The organism is Pseudomonas sp. FP1740 (genome assembly GCF_030687165.1).
Classification (GTDB): domain Bacteria; phylum Pseudomonadota; class Gammaproteobacteria; order Pseudomonadales; family Pseudomonadaceae; genus Aquipseudomonas.
Window position 1 is genome coordinate 4,389,293 of record NZ_CP117461.1, and the last position, 18,052, is coordinate 4,407,344.

Annotated in this window: 6 protein-coding genes (1 of these 6 only partly in view); 3 read left to right on the forward strand and 3 right to left on the reverse strand. The window is 62.8% G+C overall.

Annotated elements, in window-relative coordinates:
* Both PSH69_RS19535 and PSH69_RS19540 read right to left on the reverse strand, forming a co-directional pair.
* Nucleotides 1-12,237: the 5' portion of a non-ribosomal peptide synthase/polyketide synthase gene (locus PSH69_RS19535; protein WP_305409504.1), read on the reverse strand. Its footprint begins 135 nt before the window's first position; 12,237 of the gene's 12,372 nt are visible here — the first part of the coding sequence; the start codon lies at nt 12,235-12,237; the stop codon falls past the left edge of the window.
* Nucleotides 12,238-12,420: 183 nt separating this feature from the next.
* Complete coding sequence (locus PSH69_RS19540; RefSeq protein WP_305409505.1) at nt 12,421-13,158, reverse strand: thioesterase II family protein; 738 nt, start codon at nt 13,156-13,158, stop codon at nt 12,421-12,423.
* A gap of 192 nt (nt 13,159-13,350) precedes the next feature.
* On the opposite strand from PSH69_RS19540, the gene PSH69_RS19545 reads away from it, so the two are divergent.
* From PSH69_RS19545 to PSH69_RS19555, 3 genes are all read left to right on the forward strand, one after another.
* Complete coding sequence (locus PSH69_RS19545) at nt 13,351-15,174, forward strand: glycoside hydrolase family 15 protein (RefSeq protein ID WP_305409506.1); 1,824 nt, start codon at nt 13,351-13,353, stop codon at nt 15,172-15,174.
* A 507-nt stretch (nt 15,175-15,681) separates the two neighbouring features.
* Nucleotides 15,682-16,071, forward strand: coding sequence for a hypothetical protein (locus tag PSH69_RS19550; protein ID WP_305409507.1), 390 nt, complete (start codon nt 15,682-15,684; stop codon nt 16,069-16,071).
* Nucleotides 16,072-16,130: 59 nt separating this feature from the next.
* Nucleotides 16,131-17,021 carry an alpha/beta fold hydrolase gene (locus tag PSH69_RS19555; RefSeq protein ID WP_305409508.1) on the forward strand — a complete coding sequence of 297 codons (891 nt, stop codon included), beginning with the start codon at nt 16,131-16,133 and terminating at the stop codon, nt 17,019-17,021.
* Here PSH69_RS19555 and PSH69_RS19560 read toward each other — a convergent pair.
* A complete protein-coding gene (locus PSH69_RS19560; RefSeq protein WP_305409509.1) occupies nt 16,990-17,982 on the reverse strand; it encodes a GlxA family transcriptional regulator in 993 nt (330 codons plus the stop codon). The two genes, PSH69_RS19555 and PSH69_RS19560, sit on opposite strands and share 32 nt — an antisense overlap.
* Nucleotides 17,983-18,052 lie beyond the last annotated feature (70 nt).

Here is an 18,052-nt window from a genome sequence, read left to right on the forward strand (position 1 = left end):
TTTCAGGCCCAGTTCCAGTTGCAGGCGTGAAACCACATTGACGGCCAGCAACGAGTGGCCGCCCAGTTCGAAAAAGTGATCCAGCAGACCGACACGCTCGACTTGCAGTACGTGCTGCCAGATCGCCGCAACCTGTTGCTCCCGCTCGCTCTGCGGGGCGACATAACGCCCCTGCAAATGACCGCCCTCCACCGTCGGCAACGCCTTGCGGTCGAGTTTGCCGTTGGGCGTCAGCGGCAATTGTTCGAGGAACAGCAGGTGCGCCGGGACCATGAATTCCGGCAAAGACTCCCTGAGCCGTGCCTTGAGTTCATCGCGCAGGGACTGCTGATCATCGAGCTCCAGTGGTGAAGCGACCACGTAGGCCACCAGTTGCTGAGTGCCCAGGGCTTCCTGCGCCAGCACCGCCACTTCGCGAACCGCTGGCTGCTCCAGCAGGCGCGCTTCGATTTCCCCCAGTTCGATGCGGAAGCCGCGGATCTTCACCTGATGATCGATTCGGCCTCGGTACTCGAGCACGCCATCGGCCTGATAACGGGTCAGATCGCCGGTGCGGTACAGGCGCTCGCCGTTGCTGGCGAACGGATTCGGCACGTACTTCTCGGCGGTCATGCCCGGCCGCCCCAGGTAACCCCGGGTGATGCCGGCACCGGCCAGGTACAACTCGGCCGATACGCCCTGTGGCACCGGGTGCAGATCGGCGTCGAGCAAATAGCTGGCGGTGTGTTTGAGCGGGCGACCAATGTTCGCCGTGCCACCCGCCTCGCGACGGGTCCAGGTGGAATAGGTGGTGTCTTCCGACGGGCCATAAAGATCGTAGACATGCGCCACGGTCGGTTGCCTATAAAGCGCATCGACCAGCGACTGCTTCAGCGGCTCACCGGCGAGGTTGATGATGCGCACGCCCGGCGGGATCTGCCCGGCACTGTGCAGCGCATTGATCGCCGATGGCACCGTGTTGATCAGGCGAACCTGATCGCGGGCCGGTAGTTGCGGCAGCTCCAGTGCGTTGCGGGCGATGATCAGCGAGCCGCCGTTGGCCAGGGTGACAAACAGCTCCCACACCGACAGGTCGAAACACACCGAGGTCGAGGCCAGCACGCCCTGAATGTCGTCGCGGCTGTACACCGATTGCGACCAGTCGATAAGCGCCAGCACGTTGCGATGGGCGATGGCCACGCCTTTGGGCTTGCCGGTGGAGCCGGAGGTGTAGATCACGTAGGCCAGGTTATCCGGCGTGACGCCGGTCACCGGTGCGCTGCTTGGGTAAGTGGCCAGCCATGGCTCGGCGTTGTCCATCAACAGCACTTGAGTGCCTGCCGTGACGCTCAATGTTGCCGCAACAGCCTGCTCGGTCAGCAGTACCAAGGCGCGACTGTCTTCGAGCATGTAGGCCACGCGATCGGCCGGGTAATCCGGGTCCAGCGGCACATAGGCGCCGCCGGCCTTGAGCACCGCCAGCAGCGCCACCAGCAGACTGTCGGAACGCTGCATCGCCACGCCGACCCGCACTTCCGGGCCCACGCCCAACTCGATCAGCTTGTGGGCGAGTTGGTTGGCGCGGCTGTCGAGTTCGGCGTAAGTCATTTGTTTGGTTGCGAAGGTTACCGCCAGCGCATCCGGTTGGGCGGCGACCTGGCGGTCGATCAACTGGTGAATGCACAGCTCCTGGGCGAAACCTTCATCGCTACGGTTCCAGTCCAGCAACCCTTGTTGCTGCTCGGTTTCATCCAGCATTACCAGCTCGCCGAGACAGCGTTCACCGGCGTCGATCATCTGGCTCAACAGGTGCTGCAAATGAGCCGCCAATCGCGTCACCGTCGCCGGCGCAAAACTGCCGCGCTGATAACTGAAGTGCATCGACAGTTGCGTGTCGAGGCTCACCAGCAGGGTCAGCGGATAGTTGGTTTGCTCGCGGCTGGCCACCGGACCAAAACGCAGCCCTTGCGGGGCGCCCTGCTCCAGGGCCTGGGCAATCGGGTAGTTCTCGAACACCAGAATGTTGTCGAACAGCGCTTCACCACCCTGTCCGGCCCAGCGCTGGATATCGAACAGCGCGGTGTGTTCGAACTCGCGCAAGGCCAGGTTTTGCGCCTGCACCGCTTGCAGCCAGCTCGTGAGCGATTGCTCGGCCCGTGGGCTGGCGATCACCGGCAAGGTGTTGATGAACAGCCCGATCTGCAGCTCGACACCCGGCAAGTCCGCCGGACGACCGGCGACCGTCGCGCCGAAGGCCACGGTGTTCTTACCGGTGTAGCGTTGCAGCAGCAACAACCAGGCCGCCTGCACCAGCGTGTTGACCGTGACTTTCGCGGCCCGGGCGAACTCGCCCAGACGCAGGGTCAGATCGGCCTCCAGCACCTGGAAGTGATCGCCGTAACCTTGGGTTTCGGTAGACGCTTGCGGCATTGCGACGGTCTGGGCCAGGCGCGTCGGCTCTTCCAGCGCCAGCAGCGCCGGGGTCCAGAACACTTCGCTGGCAGCCGCGTCCTGGCGTTGCAGCCAGGCGATGTAATCGCGGTAACGTCCGTTGTGTGCGGCGTTGAACTGGCCGCTGTAACGCTGCAGCACTTCGCCAAGCAACTGCGAGTTGCTCCAGCCGTCCATCAGGATGTGATGGTTGGTGTAGATCAGGTGATGACGGTGGTCGTCGATACGCGCAATCACCAGCCGCAACAAGGTCGGCGCGCTCAAGTTGAGGGCTTGGCGTTCCGTGTCGGCAAGCGTCTGCAAGGCCTGATCGCGCTGCGGATGGGCGCGTAAATCGTGCAGGCTATAAGGCATCTGCGCGTGCTTGCTGACCACCTGCACCGGGTGTTCCAGTTCGCCCTGCCAGACAAAGCGTGTGCGCAGAATGTCGTGGGCCTCCACCGCCGCTTGCCAGGCCTGATGGAAACGCTCGGGGTCGAGCCCGTCGACGTCCAGGCGAATCTGGTTGATGTAATCGCCGGAGGTTTCCTGGTACACGGCATGGAACAACATGCCCTGCTGCATCGGCGACAGCGGATACAGGTCTTCGATCGATTGCGGTGCCAGCGGCAAGCCGTCCAGTTGGGCCTGGCTCAAGCGCGCCAGCGGGAAGTCCGACGGGGTGACGCCGTGCTGCCCGGCCCGGCAGCAATGGGCGATCAGCGCTTGCAGTTCCTGGGCGTAATCGTCGGCCAGCGCCTGAATGCTCGACTCATTGAACCGTTCGCGGCTGAAGGTCCAGCCCAGGTTCAGTTCACCGCCATACACCTGACCATTGAGGGCCAACTGGTTGGCCAATGGCGCACGAGCATCCAGTTCATCACCGGCCGCGTCACTGCACGGTACGAACAAGGCGCCGTCGGCTTCGGTGAAGCTGCCGTCGAACTGGCCCAGGTAATTGAAGGTCAGGCACGGCACCGGCAATTGGCTGAGGATTTGACGTGCAGCGTCGTCACCCAGATGGGCCAGCGCACCAAAACCGAGACCCTTGTTCGGGATCGCGCGCAGCTGTTCCTTGATCTGTTTCAGCGAGCCACCGAGGTCAGCGACCGGCGTCAATTTTGCCGGGTACAGGCTGGTGAACCAGCCGACGGTGCGGGTCAGGTCAACGCCGTCGAACAGCTCTTCACGGCCATGACCTTCGAGCTGGATCAACGCGCTGTCGGTCCCGGTCCAGCGCACCATGACGCGGGCCAGAGCGGTCAGCAGCAGGTCGTTGACCTGCGTGCGATACGCCGCCGGGGCGTCTTGCAGCAGTTGCAGGGTCACTTCCTTGTTCAGTTGCGTGCGCACCGTCAGTGCATGCTTGTTCTGCTGCCCACCCTCGGGATTGTCCACCGGCAACGCCACGTCGGCGCCGTGTAACTGGTGTTGCCACCAGGCCAGTTCGCTGCGCAATTCAGCACTGTGGGCGTAGGTTTGCAGGTGCTCGGCCCAAACCTTGGCCGCACTGGTTTTGGCCGGCAATTGCAGGGGCTCGCCGCTCAACAGCTGACGGTAAGCGGTTTGCAGATCGTCAAACAGAATCCGCCACGACACGCCGTCCACCACCAGATGGTGGATCGCCAGCAACAGGCGCTGAGTGCCGTCATCGAGGTTCGCCAGCACCGCGCGCAGCAGCGGCCCGTGTTGCAGGTTCAAGCTGCGTTGCGCTTCATTGGCCACCGCTTCCAGTGCAGTGGCGTCAGCGACGTCGACCGCCCAGAGCAACGCTTCGGTCTGGCTGCCCAGCGCACGGTACTGTGCCTGCCAGCCGTCCGCCTGTTCGACGAAGCTCAAGCGCAAGCCATCGTGGTGAGTAACCAGTGCGCCCAACGCCTGCTCAAGCAGCGCAGCCTCCAGAGTTTTCGTCGGTTTGAGCATCACCGCCTGGTTCCAGTGCTGACGCTCGGGGATGGCCTGCTCGAAGAACGCCTGTTGCACCGGCAACAACTCCAGTTCGCCGGTCACCGGCCCTTGATCGATGACCTGAGCCTGCTCACCCAACCGCGCCACCGTGGCCAGTGCCTGGATGGTCTGGTGCTGGAACAGGTCTTTTGGCGTGAAGCGGATGCCGGCCTGACGGGCGCGGCTGACCACTTGAATCGAGATGATCGAATCGCCGCCCAGTTCGAAGAAGTTGTCGCTCAAACCAACCTGATCGAGTTTCAGCACGTCTTGCCAGATCGTCGCCAGTTGCTGCTCCAGTACGCTTTGCGGCGCCACATAGGCTTGCTGCAATTGGCTGACGTCCGGCTTGGGCAGGTTCTTGCGGTCGAGTTTGCCGTTGGGGGTCAGCGGCAGATGCTCAAGCAGCAGCAAATACGCCGGGACCATGTGCGCCGGCAGCGCGACTTTAAGTTGCTCGCGCAGGCTGTCGGCGAAATCAGCCTGTTCGGCATTGAGCGCATCGGCGACCACATAAGCCACCAGGCGCTTGCCGCTGCCGGCGGTGCCTTCCTGGGCGACCACCACCGCTTCGCGTACCCCGTCGAGGGTTTGCAGGCGCGCTTCGATTTCCCCCAGTTCGATGCGAAAACCGCGAATCTTCACCTGATTGTCGATGCGATCCAGGTAATCGAACGTGCCATCGGCACGCTGCCGCACCAGGTCGCCGGTGCGGTACAGCAAGCCACCGACCGCGCTGAACGGGTCGGCGACAAAGCGCTCCGCCGTCAGCCCCGGACGATTCAGGTAACCCCGGGCCAGGCCGGTGCCGCCCAGGTACAGCTCACCGGCCATGCCTTGGGGCAGCAGGTTCAGGTCGGCGTCCAACACGTAAGCGCTGCGATCACCGATGCGACTGCCGATTGGCGCGTAGGCCGCGCCGCACTGTACGTCGCGCCCGGCCTTCCAGATCAGCGGCGTGACCACGGTTTCGGTCGGGCCGTAGCCGTTGATGATGTAGTCCGGATCGAGCGCACGCTTGACCCGTTCGAAACTGGCGTTGGGCACGGCATCGCCGCCGAAACAGTAGATCCGCACCTTCGGCGGGTGGCCTTCACGCTCGGCGTGTTCGGCCAGTTGTTGCAGGTAGACCGGCGGGAACGCCACCACCGTCACGCCGTGTTCGCGCATGGCGTTGTAGGTCTGTTCCGGGGTCCACAGGCTGTCGTCGCGAATCAGCAGCGAAGCGCCGTGGGTCAGGCTGGTCAGCCAACGCTCATGGGCGCCGTCGAAGGCGAAGGACATGAAGTGGAATTCGCAGTCGCTGTCACGCATCTCATAGCGTTGGCCGATGGCCTGGCAATGCATCGCCAGCGGGCCATGGGCGACGCTCACGCCTTTGGGGTTACCGGTGGAGCCGGAGGTGTAAATGACGTAAGCGAGGTTCTGCGGATCGAGCGGCACCTTGGGTGCGGTAAGGGATTGGCTGCGCAGATCGAGACGGTCGAGCTCCAGCACCGGGACCGCATCATCCACCGGCAACTGCGCCGAAACCGACGAATCGCTGAGCAACAACGCCAGCCCCGAATCCTCGATCAGATAGGCCAGGCGTTCGCGCGGGTAGCTGGTGTCCAGCGGCACGTAGGCACCGCCGGCCTTGAGCACCGCCAGCAGCGCGACGATCACCCCTTCGCTGCGCGGCAAAGCCACGCCGACCCGGCTTTCCGGGCCGACACCCCGCGCGATCAGGGCGTGGGCCAACTGATTAGCGCGTTGGTCGATGTCGCCATAGCTGAACCGCTGGCCGGCGAAAATCACCGCTGTGCGCTCCGGGCTCTGGGCGGCGAGTTCGGCGATGCGCTGGTGCACGGCGACATTCACCGGGTACGGCTGCGGCTGATTATTGGCCTGTTGCTGCGCCCGTTCGGCGGCGCTGGCCAGGGCAATTTCACCAAGATTGCGTTCGGCCGACTCGGCGAACTGCTCCAACAGTTGCAACAGGTGCGCACCGATGCGTTCGATCGCGGACGTTGAGAAATGCGCCCGGTCGAAGCTGTAATGCAGCGCCAGGGTCTGGCCCAATGTCACAGCAACGCTCAACGGATAATGGGTTTGCTCAAGGTTGGCGACGTCGCCGAACACCACGCCTTGCTCAGCGCCCTGCTGCAGCGCCTGGGCAATCGGGTAGTTCTCGAACACCAGAATGTTGTCGAACAGGGCTTCGCCGCCCTGCCCGGCCCAGCGTTGAATGTCCGCCAGCGGCGTGTGTTCGAACTCGCGCAGGCTGAGGTTTTGCGCCTGTACCGCTTGCAACCAGTGGCCGACGCTTTGGTCCGGACGCGGCGTGCCGATCACCGGCAAGGTATTGATGAACAAGCCCACCGCTTGCTCGATGCCGGGCAAGTCTGCCGGACGCCCGGCCACCGTGGCGCCGAACGCCACGGTTTGGTGACCGGTGTAGCGTTGCAACAACAGCAGCCACGCGGCTTGCACCAAGGTGTTGAGGGTGACTTTCTGTTGCCGGGCAAAGGCTTCAAGGCCTTGGGTGCGACTGATGTCCAGGGTCTGGAAGTGGTCGCCATGCCCGCTCAGGGTTTCGCTGCCGGACACCACCCGCGCCAGTCGGGTCGGCTCTTGCAAGGAGGCCAATGGCTCGCGCCAGAAATCCTGGCTCAGTTGTACATCCTGACGCTGCAACCAACCGATGTAATCGCGATAGCGCCCGCCGGTGGCCATCGGTACGCGACCGCTGTAACGCTGCAAGACTTCGCCGAGCAACTGCGAGTTGCTCCAGCCATCCATCAGGATGTGGTGATGGGTGTAAATCAGCTGCCAGCGATCGGCTGCGGTTTGTACCAACACCAGTCGCAGCAACGGCGCCTGGCTCAGGTCGAACCCTTGTTGGCGCTCGGCATCGGCCAGCTCACTCAAGGCCTGAACCTGATCGCCACGCTCACGCCAGTCGAGCACGGTGAACGGCAACTGCACCTGCTTGTGGACGATCTGCACCGGATGTTCCAGTTCGCCTTGCCAGACAAAACCGGTACGCAGGATGTCTTGTGCATCGACCGTGGCCTGCCAGGCGGCGCGGAAACGCTCCGGTTCGAGGCCTTGCACATCCACCCGCAACTGATTGATGTACTCACCCGCCGCCTGCTCGTACAGGGTATGGAACAACAGCCCCTGCTGCATCGGCGACAGCGGATAGAGGTCGTCGAGTTGGCCGACGGCCACCGACAATGCATCGAGTTGTGCCTGGGTGATGCGCGCCAGCGGGAAGTCCGACGGCGTGGCCTGTGGCACCTCAAGGGTGCAGCAATGCTCGATCAATGCGTTGAGTTCAACAGCGTATTGATCAACCAGCTGCTGGATGGTCGTGGTGTCGAACATCTCGCGGCTGAAGCCCCAGCTCATCGACAGCTCGCCGCCGTACACCTGGCCTTCAACCGTCAGCCAGTTGGCCAACGGCGCCGACGGATCCTGGGCCACGCCGCTGCCTTCGCTGGACGGCACAAACAACGCCGCTTCGTCGAACTGACGGTCGAACTGCCCCAGGTAGTTGAAGGTGATGTGCGGTTGCGGCAAGGCTGCCAGTGCGGCGCCAACCTGCGAGTCGCCCAGATAGCGCAGCACGCCGTAGCCCAGTCCTTTGTCCGGCACCGCGCGCAGTTGCTCCTTGACCGTTTTGATCGATGCGCCGAGGTCGCCGACCGGGCTCAGGTTGACCGGGAACAGACTGGTGAACCAGCCGACAGTGCGGGTCAAATCGATATCGTCGAATAGGTCTTCACGGCCGTGGCCTTCGAGCTGGATCAACGTGCTGCCCTGCCCCGTCCAGCGGCACACGGCCCGCGCCAGCGCGGTCAGCAGCAAATCATTGACCTGAGTGCGATAAGCCGCCGGCGCCTGTTGCAGCAGTTTGCGGGTTTGTTCGGCGTCGAAAGTCAGTTCGACTTTCTGCTCGAAACGGTTTTGCAGCGCGCCGTCAGGGCGGTCGCACGGCAAGTCGTGTTGCGCTGCATCGCACAGTTGCGCCTGCCAATAATCGACACTGTGCTGGAACGTTGGCAGGTGGCTTTGCAGACGCGCCACCCAGCGCTGGTATGAACTGGTTTTCGCCGCCGTCATCAGCGTCGAGCCGTCGCGTGCCTGGCGATAGAACTGCTGCAGATCCTCCAGCAACACCCGCCACGACACACCGTCCACCACCAAGTGGTGAATCACCAGCAGCAGCCGCTGAGTGCCATCGGCCATCTGCACCGACAACGCTCGCAGCAACGGGCCGTTGCCCAGATCAAGACTGCGCTGGGCTTCGTCGCACAACGCATTCAGCTCTTCGAGCGATTGCGCCGAGCGTTGCCACAGCACCGACTCAACAGACGCTGCGCCATAGGCCTGCTGCCAACCGGCGTCGGTCTGTTGATAACGCAGACGCAACCCATCGTGATGCTGGAGCAACTGCGCCAACGCCTGATCCAGCGCCCCGGCATCCAGCGCTTCGCGCGGCACCAGCAGCAGCGACTGGTTCCAGTGATGACGCTCAGGGATGGCTTGCTCGAAGAACCAGTGCTGCACCGGCGCCAAGGCCACCGCGCCAACAGCCGGACCTTGATCGATCAGGTTCTGTTCGCCGCCGCGGGCCACTTGCGCCAGGCTGCGGATAGTCTGGTGCTGGAACAGGTCTTTGGGGCTCAACAGGATGCCCGCCTGACGCGCGCGGCTGACCACTTGCATCGACACAATGGAGTCGCCGCCCAGCTCGAAGAAGTTGTCTTCAAGGCCGACGTTGTCGATGGCCAGGATGTCTTGCCAGATCGTTGCCAGCGACTTTTCCAGCGCCGTGCGTGGCGCCACGTGTTCACGTTGCTGCAGAGTGCCGTCGACTGCTGGCAAGGCCTTGCGGTCGAGCTTGCCGTTGGGGGTCAACGGCAATTGCTCGAGGAACAGCAGATACGCCGGGACCATGTAGTCCGGCAAGTCTTGGCGCAGCGCGGCTTTCAGGGTTTCGCGCAGGCTCGCTTGAGCATCGGCATCGTCCGCCAACACCGCGGCATCGGTCGGCACGATGTAGGCGACCAGCTGCTGACCGTTGACGCCATCCTGGGCCAGCACCGCCAGTTCGCGTACCGCGTCCTGCTGCAACAGCCGCGCTTCGATTTCACCCAGCTCGATGCGGAAACCACGAACCTTGACCTGATGGTCGATGCGACCGACGTATTGCAACGCGCCGTCGACCTGATAGCGGGTCAGATCACCGGTGCGATACAGACGCTCGCCGTTGCTGGAGAACGGGTTCGGCACGTACTTCTCGGCAGTCATGCCCGGTCGCGCCAGGTAACCCCGGGTGATGCCCGCGCCGGCCAGGTACAACTCGGCCGATACGCCCTGTGGCACCGGTTGCAGATCGGCGTCGAGCAAATAGCTGGCGGTGTGTTTGAGCGGTCGGCCGATGTTGGCGCTGCCGCCGGACTGGCGGCGGGTCCAGGTGGAATAGGTGGTGTCTTCCGACGGGCCGTAAAGGTCGTAGACATGCTCAACGGTCGGCTGCCCATAAAGCGCGTCGACCAGCGACTGCTTCAGCGGCTCACCGGCCAGATTGATGATGCGCACGCTCGGCGGGATCTGCCCGGCACTGTGCAGCGCATTGATCGCCGATGGCACGGTGTTGATCAGGCGCACCTGATCGCGGGCCGGCAGTTGCGGCAACTCCAGGGCGTTGCGGGCGATGATCACCGAACCGCCGTTGGCCAGGGTGACAAACAGCTCCCACACCGACAGGTCGAAGCACACCGAGGTCGAGGCCAGCACGCCCTGAATATCGTCGCGGCTGTACACCGATTGCGACCAGTCGATCAGCGCCAGCACGTTGCGATGGGCGATGGCCACGCCTTTGGGCTTGCCGGTGGAGCCGGAGGTGTAGATCACGTAGGCCAGGTTATCCGGCGTGACGCCGGTCACCGGTGCGCTGCTTGGGTCAGTGGCCAGCCATGGCTCGGCGTTGTCCATCAACAGCACTTGGGTGCCCGCCGTCACGTTCAATGTTGCCGCAACAGCCTGCTCGGTCAGCAGCACCAAGGCGTGACTGTCTTCGAGCATGTAGGCCACGCGGTCGGCCGGGTAATCCGGGTCCAGCGGCACGTAGGCGCCGCCGGCCTTGAGCACTGCCAGCAACGCCACCAGCAGGCTGTCGGAACGCTGCATCGCCACGCCGACCCGCACTTCCGGCCCCACGCCCAACTCGATCAGCTTGTGGGCGAGTTGGTTGGCGCGGCTGTCGAGTTCGACGTAAGTCAGTTGCTTGGCCGCGAAGGTCGCCGCCAGCGCATCCGGTTGGGCGGCGACTTGGCGGTCGATCAATTGATGGATGCACAGATCATCGACGAAACCTTCGTCAACGCGGTTCCAGTCATGGACGATGCGCTGGTATTCCTCGGTTTCAAGTAGCGGCAAATCGCTGATGCGCTGCTGGCTGTCGTTGACCATGCCGTGCAGTAAATGGGTCCAGTGCCGCGCCATGCGCTCGATGGTCGGCGCATCGAACAGTTCATTGGCATAGGTCAGCGCAGCATGCAGTGTGCCGGCCTTTTCGTAGGTATCCAGGGTCAGGTCGAACTGGGTGGTGCGCCCTTTCCATTCGATCACGCCCAGCTCCAGGCCCGAGGCGGTGGTCACCGTGGAAATGTCCGCCACCTGCGGCTGATGGTTGTACATCACCTGGAACAACGGCGTGTGGCTGAGGCTGCGCTCCAGCTTCAACGCTTCCACCAGCCGCTCGAATGGCAAGTCCTGATGGGCCTGGGCGCCGAGGGCGGTTTCCTTGATGTCACTGAGCAAATCCGCCACGCGGGTCTGGCCGTCGAGCCGGGTGCGCAGCACTTGGGTGTTGACGAAGAAACCGATCAGGCCTTCGATTTCACCGCGATTGCGGTTGGCGATCGGCACGCCGACGCGGATGTCGGTCTGCCCGGTGTAACGGTGCAGCAACGCGTTGAACGCACCAAGCAACAGCATGAACAAGGTGATGTTGTGCTTCTGCGCGATGGCTCGCAGTTGCTCGGCCAGTGGGCCGTCGACGCCGAACTCATAACGCGTGCCGCGATAGCTGGGCATCGCCGGGCGCGGGTGATCGGTGGGCAGCTCCAGCACCGGATGCTCGAAGCCCAATTGGGCTTGCCAGTATTCCAGCTGCCGCGCCTGCTCCCCGGCTTCCAGCCAGCGGCGTTGCCACAAGGCGTAGTCGCTGTATTGAATCGGCAACGGCGCGAGCTGCGGTTGCGCGCCGGCATCATGGGCGTCGTAGCAGCGGATGAACTCGTCGATCAACACGTTCATCGACCAGCCATCAGACACGATGTGGTGCAGGGTCAACAGCAGCACGTGCTCCTGCTCGGCGAGTTTGAGCAGCTTGACCCGCAGCAACGGCCCGACGGCAAGGTCGAACGGCAGCAACGATTGCTGCTGGGCGGCCTCGGCCACGGCCTGTTCGCGCTCAAGGGTTGGCAACGCGCTGAAATCAATTTGCTCGATCACCAACGGCGCACTGGCAGGTGCTTGTTGCAGGGACTCGTCGGCCTGACGCTGGAACACCGTGCGCAGGGTTTCATGACGCGCCACCAGGCTGGCGAACGCCTGCTCCAGGGCTGGCAGGTTCAGTTGCCCAGTCAGGCGCACCGCGCCCGGCAAGTTGTAGGCGCCGCTGTGCGGGTCCAGTTGCCAGAGGAACCACATGCGCTGCTGGGCATAGGACAGCGCTTGCCGGTCCTCGGCCTCGACCCCTTGCGGAATCGGAAAACGGGCGAAGTCCACGCCCTCCTTGTGCAAGGCCGCAAGGAACATCTGGCGCTTTTCCAAGGGCAACCCGATAAACCGGCGAGCAAGTTTCAAGGAGTCTTCAGCATTCATTTCTTAGCATCCGGATCAGTAGGCAGGAAGCACAAAGGCACGTCGTCCCTATGAAACGAATGCAGACCGGAAAAATTAGCGTTTGAGAACAAGTATCAGGAAGGGAGGTCGAAGCGGCTGGAATCGGCGGTGCGGCGAAGAAATGACGGCCGAACACAGAAATCACCAAACTGAAGCATCGTGTTAACCGACAGCCGCCAAGGCATGCCGCCGATGGTGAGCCTCCAGCTGATCCTTGATCACCCGCAGCACCTTGGCTTCGTGCTCATGAATGAAGAAGTGCCCACCGGCCAGCATGTCCACCGAAAAGCTGCCGAGGGTTTCCCTGCTCCAGCCGATCAACTGCTCGGTGGTGGCCTTGTCGGCCTTGCCACCCAACACATGCACCGGGCACTTGAGCAATGGTCGCTGTACCGGCTGGAAACGGCCGCACAATAGAAAATCCGCACGCAGAATCGGCAGTGTCAGGCTCATCAGCTCTTCATTGGCCAGCACCTCTTCGCTGGTGCCGTTGAGGGTGCGTAGCTGCTCAATCAACTGCGCATCGGTTTTCGGCTCGGCAAAGCCCCGATCGTAGTCGGCGCGCATCGTTGGCGCCGCCGTTCCCGAGGCAAACAGCGCCACCGGCTCCGGGCAACCCAACGCACGAAAGGCGTGGGCCAGCTCACACGCGAGCAAGGCGCCCAGGCTATGGCCAAACAGGGCGTAAGGCGCCTTGAGCGTCGAACGCAACTCCCTGGCCAATTGCATCGCCAGCGCGCGCATGTCGGTGTGCAGCGGTTCGCCGAACCGTGCGCCCCGCCCCGGCAGCTCCACCGGTTGCAACTGCAGCCACTGCGGCAACTTGCGCCGCCAGCGGCTGTAGACCATGGCACTGGCGCCAGAATACGGCAGGCACAGCAGGGTCAGCTTGGTCACCACGTTTACCTCGAAAAGTCGTCTGTATGGGAGGACGGTCCGCAAGCGGCGCAAATTAGTCGGCGCCGATAAATCCCGCCCGGGAGAAGCGTCGAATTATTGGTTGAGTGTGAAGGCCGGTTCGCCGTCAAATGAACTCTCCGCGGCTTAAACCAGTCAGCTGGTTAGACCTTCACTCCCCGGAGTTCCACGGCAATGGCTGATCATTCCGAACGACAAAGCGCCATCGATGCCCACGGCATCATTGGTGATATGCGCAGCGCGGCGCTGGTCAACGACAAGGGCAGTGTGGATTTTTTCTGCTGGCCGGAATTCGACAGCCCCTCGATCTTCTGCGCGCTGCTGGACAGCCCCGAAGCCGGCATTTTCCAACTGGCCCCGGACCTGCCAGACGCCCGCCGCGAGCAGATCTACCTGCCCGACACCAACGTCTTGCAAACCCGCTGGCTCAGTGATCATGCGGTGGTCGAGGTCACCGATCTGCTGCCCATCGGCGACAGCGAGGATGATTGGCCGATGTTGATGCGCCGGGTGCGCGTGGTCAGCGGTCAAGCGACGATTCAGATGTTGTGCAACCTGCGTCATGACTATGCGCGGGCTCACACCAAGGCGCGGGCGCGCGGCCGCAGTGTGTATTTCGAGGCCACCGATCAGCCGCCCATGCAGCTGTGTGCGGATCAGCCCTTGCGTGTCGAAGGCAATGCAGCGATTGCCGAATTCACCCTCGAACAGGGCCAGAGCGCCGAGTTTTTGCTCGGCGGCGTTGACGATCCGCGCTTCAAGGAAGGCGCCGCCGATCTGTGCCTGGAGCGCACCCTGAAGTTCTGGCGCGACTGGATCGGCCAGTCCAATTACCGCGGGCGCTGGCGGGAAATGGTCAATCGCTCGGCCCTGGCGCTGAAGCTGCTGACCTCGCGCAAACACGGCGCCATCCTCGCCGCCGCCACCTTCGGCCTGCCGGAAACACCCGGCGGCACACGCAACTGGGACTACCGCTACACCTGGATCCGCGACGCCTCGTTCACCGTCTACGCCTTCATGCGCCTGGGCTTCGCCGAGGAAGCCAACGCCTACATGCGCTGGCTGCGCGGCAGGGTCAGTGATTGCCGTGGTAAACCGATGAAACTCAATATTCTCTACGCCATCGATGGCCGCCAGGAGTTGCCGGAAGTCGAACTGGCGCACTTGTCCGGCCATGGCGGCGCGACGCCGGTACGCATCGGCAATCAGGCCTACGAGCAAATCCAGCTCGACATCTTCGGCGAGCTGATGGACGCGGTGTACCTGGTCAACAAGTACGGTGAGGCCATCTCCCATGAAGGTTGGAAACACACCGTGGAAGTGGTCGATCAGGTCTGCGAAACCTGGCAGCAAAAAGACGTCGGCATCTGGGAAATGCGCGGCGAGCAGTATGATTTCCTGCACTCGCGATTGATGTGCTGGGTGGCGCTGGATCGAGCCATCCGGCTGGCCTCCAAACGCTCGCTGCCCGCCCCGTTCGCCCGTTGGGACCAGACCCGTCAAGCGATCTACAGCGATATCTGGAGCAACTTCTGGAACGAAGAACGTGGGCATTTCGTCCAGCACATCGGCGGCACCGGCCTCGATGGTTCGATGCTGCTGATGCCGCTGGTGCGCTTCGTCAGCGCCAAGGATCCGCGCTGGATCGCGACCCTCGAAGCCATCGAGAAACACCTGGTGCGCGCGGGCATGGTCTACCGCTACCGCAACGACGACAGCCAGATCGACGGCCTGCCCGGCACCGAAGGCGCCTTCGCCGCCTGCTCGTTCTGGTACGTCGAATGCCTGGCCCGGGCCGGCCAGGTAGAAAAAGCGCATCTGGAGTTCGAGCAATTGCTGAAGTATGCCAACCCGTTGGGGTTGTACGCCGAAGAGTTCGACAGCCACGCCCGACACTTGGGCAACACTCCGCAAGCATTGACGCATCTGGCGCTGATCAGCGCGGCGAGCTTCCTGAACAGGAAGCTGAGCGGGGAGAAAAACGTCTGGCAGCCTTGAGAATGAGGTGACTGCTTCGCGGGCAAGCCTCGCTCCTACAGATGTATACCGTTCAACTGTGGGGGGCGCTGGCTTCGGCATCGCCGTTGCGACCACCGCCAAAACTCGTCGGAAATATCCACTTTTACGACACTTTTTGTAGGATCAAGACCTACCCGCGATGAACTTAAACACACTCTGCCTGGCAGGAATGACCTCCCGTGGCGAGGGGGCTTGCTCCCGTTGGGTCGCGTAGCGGCCCCTCGAATGCTCAACCACATTCCTCCAGAAGCACCGTATTTACTGGCTTAGCGACTGCTACGCAGCCGAACGGGGGCAAGCCCCCTCGCCACAGGATTGCGTAGGCCAACTCCCTACAAACACTAAACAAACCTGCCCAATCAACACGCGGTAACTCTTTCCTACATCCGGAAATACCTTGTTGCCAGCACCTGCATCCATCCCTACCATCCACGCTCAACGGGCACAGCGGAGCTGTCCAACAAAACCCGAATTCAAGGAACCAGAATGACCCAGCGCATCCATCGCAGCATTGATACCCCACTCCGATCGGGCCTGAACCGGACTGAACTGTGGGAAGGCCCCGACAAAGGCTTGATCAAATGCTGGGAAATCGGCCGTCAGCGCGCCGCCCGCTTCCCCGATCTCGCCCACCAATGCCTCACCGGCGAACTCCCGGTGCTGGGTTGGAAAGGTGGCGTCAGCCGCAGCCTGAAGAAACTTGAAAAATACGGCTCCCTCAAATACCTCGCCCAATGGCAGGGGTTGCGCGGGGAAGATCTGGATATTGATCTGAGCGCAGAACGGGCACTGACCTGTTCCAGGACCAAAATGGTCGTGACATTTACGCCGGATCGGTCGAAGTATTTCAACCAGGTAGCGGACATGGAAGCCTGAGAAGCAAGGCCTCAGGTCGATCTGAATCAGCCGTTGATAGACAGCCCATGGAGCATCGAATGCAGATCCAGCATGTCCTGACGCCAAACCTCCATATTGCCTGCGAAACACACGGCCCCAGCACCGGTGACCCAGTCATCCTTCTGCACGGCTTCCCCTACTCCCCCCGCGCCTACGACGACATCGCTCCAGCCCTCGCCGCAAAGAGCTACCGTGTGATCGTCCCGTACCTGCGCGGCTACGGCCCGACCCGTTTCAACTCCCCCGCCACCCTGCGCTCTGGCCAGCAGGCCGCCCTCGCCCAGGATTTGCTGGACCTGATGGACGCCCTCGCCATCGAACAGGCCGCGCTGTGCGGTTATGACTGGGGCGGTCGGGCGGCGTGCATTGTCGCGGCGCTAAGGCCGGAGCGGGTGCGCTGCCTGGTGACCGGGGACGGTTACAACCTGCAGAACATTCCCCGCTCCACCCAGCCTCTGGATCCGCAGACTGAACATCGTCTCTGGTATCAGTATTACTTCCACACCCCGCGCGGCGTGGAAGGCTTGACCCAAAATCGCCGGGCCCTGTGCGAACTGCTCTGGCGCCTGTGGTCACCGACCTGGGCGCAAAATGCCGAACGATATCCCTTGAGCGCGCCAGCCTTCGATAATCCGGATTTCGTCGACGTAGTAATTCACTCGTACCGGCACCGGTTCATGTATGCGCCTGGCGACCCGGCGCTGGAGTGGATGGAAGAAGCGCTGACCCGACAACCGGCAATCAGCGTACCGACAATTTCCCTGTGCGGTGCCGATGACGGTGTGGGGCCCGCGCCTGAAGTCGATGAAGACGCCGAGTATTTTACCGGCCCCTACGAACGCCGAGTGTTGGCGGGCGTCGGGCATAACATTCCCGAGGAAGCACCCGAGGCGACGCTCAAGGCAATACTGGATCTGCTGGAGGGCTGACGGAAAACCGCTCGCGATAGGCTTGCGGTGTCACGCCCAAGGCCCGCAGAAAACTGCGGCGCAGGGTTTCTTCGCTGCCAAACCCGCATTGCACCGCGACCCGTTTGATCGGTACGCCGGTGTCGCTGAGCAGTCGTCGCGCGGTCTCGACCCGAATCAGTTCGATGGCTCGGGCCGGGGTCTGGCCAGTGTCGGCGCGGTAGTGACGGACGAAGCTGCGTTCGCTCATGCCGGCCTGCAAGGCCAAGGTCGGAATGCCGAGGTCTTTGGTGAGGTTTTCGCTGATCCAGGCGTGAAGCTCGTCGAATCGATTGCCTTCCTTTTGCAAAGACAAGGTCACGCTGAACTGCGATTGGCCCCCCGGACGCTTGAGAAACACCACCAATTGCCGGGCGACATCCAGGGCCATGGTCCGGCCAAGGTCTTGTTCGACCATGGCCAGGGCCAGGTCGATGCCCGCGGTGACCCCGGCCGAGGTCCAGACCGGGCCGTCATTGATGAAGATCGGGTTGGGCTCGACCTGCAGTTTGGGATGCTGCTGCGCCAATTGCTCGCAGCGGGTCCAGTGCGTCACCACCCGTCGACCATCAAGCCAGCCGCTGGCCGCCAGCAAAAACGCCCCGGTACACACCGACGCCACCCGCCGACACCCGATCGCATGCTCACGTACCCAAGCCACCAGCGACTCGTCCTGCGCCGCTGCGTAAACGCCCCAGCCACCGGCAATGATCAAGGTGTCGCTGCCCCGATCCGTCAGCGGCTCCGCCAACAGTGCCAACCCCGCCGACGACATCACCGCCCCGCCACCGCTGGCAATCACCGACGGCGCATAGGGCGGCGGCAGACCTTGCTGGCGGGCAATGTCGTTGGCCGAGGCAAACACCTGCAACGGCCCGGTAACGTCGAGCACTTGCACGTTGGCGAAGGCCAGCACATGAATGGTTTTCGGGTGGTTCGGCATGATTGGCGTAATTCGTGGGGTTATTGGCGTATTCGCCAAATCCTACGAGCCTACAGTGAAGCCGTCCACC

Coding starts and splice junctions, on each gene's coding strand:
- PSH69_RS19545 (WP_305409506.1), top strand. CDS start 13,351: ATGGCTGATCATTCCGAACGACAAAGCGCCATCGATGCCCACGGCATC.
- PSH69_RS19550 (WP_305409507.1), top strand. CDS start 15,682: ATGACCCAGCGCATCCATCGCAGCATTGATACCCCACTCCGATCGGGC.
- PSH69_RS19555 (WP_305409508.1), top strand. CDS start 16,131: ATGCAGATCCAGCATGTCCTGACGCCAAACCTCCATATTGCCTGCGAA.
- PSH69_RS19560 (WP_305409509.1), bottom strand. CDS start 17,982: ATGCCGAACCACCCGAAAACCATTCATGTGCTGGCCTTCGCCAACGTG.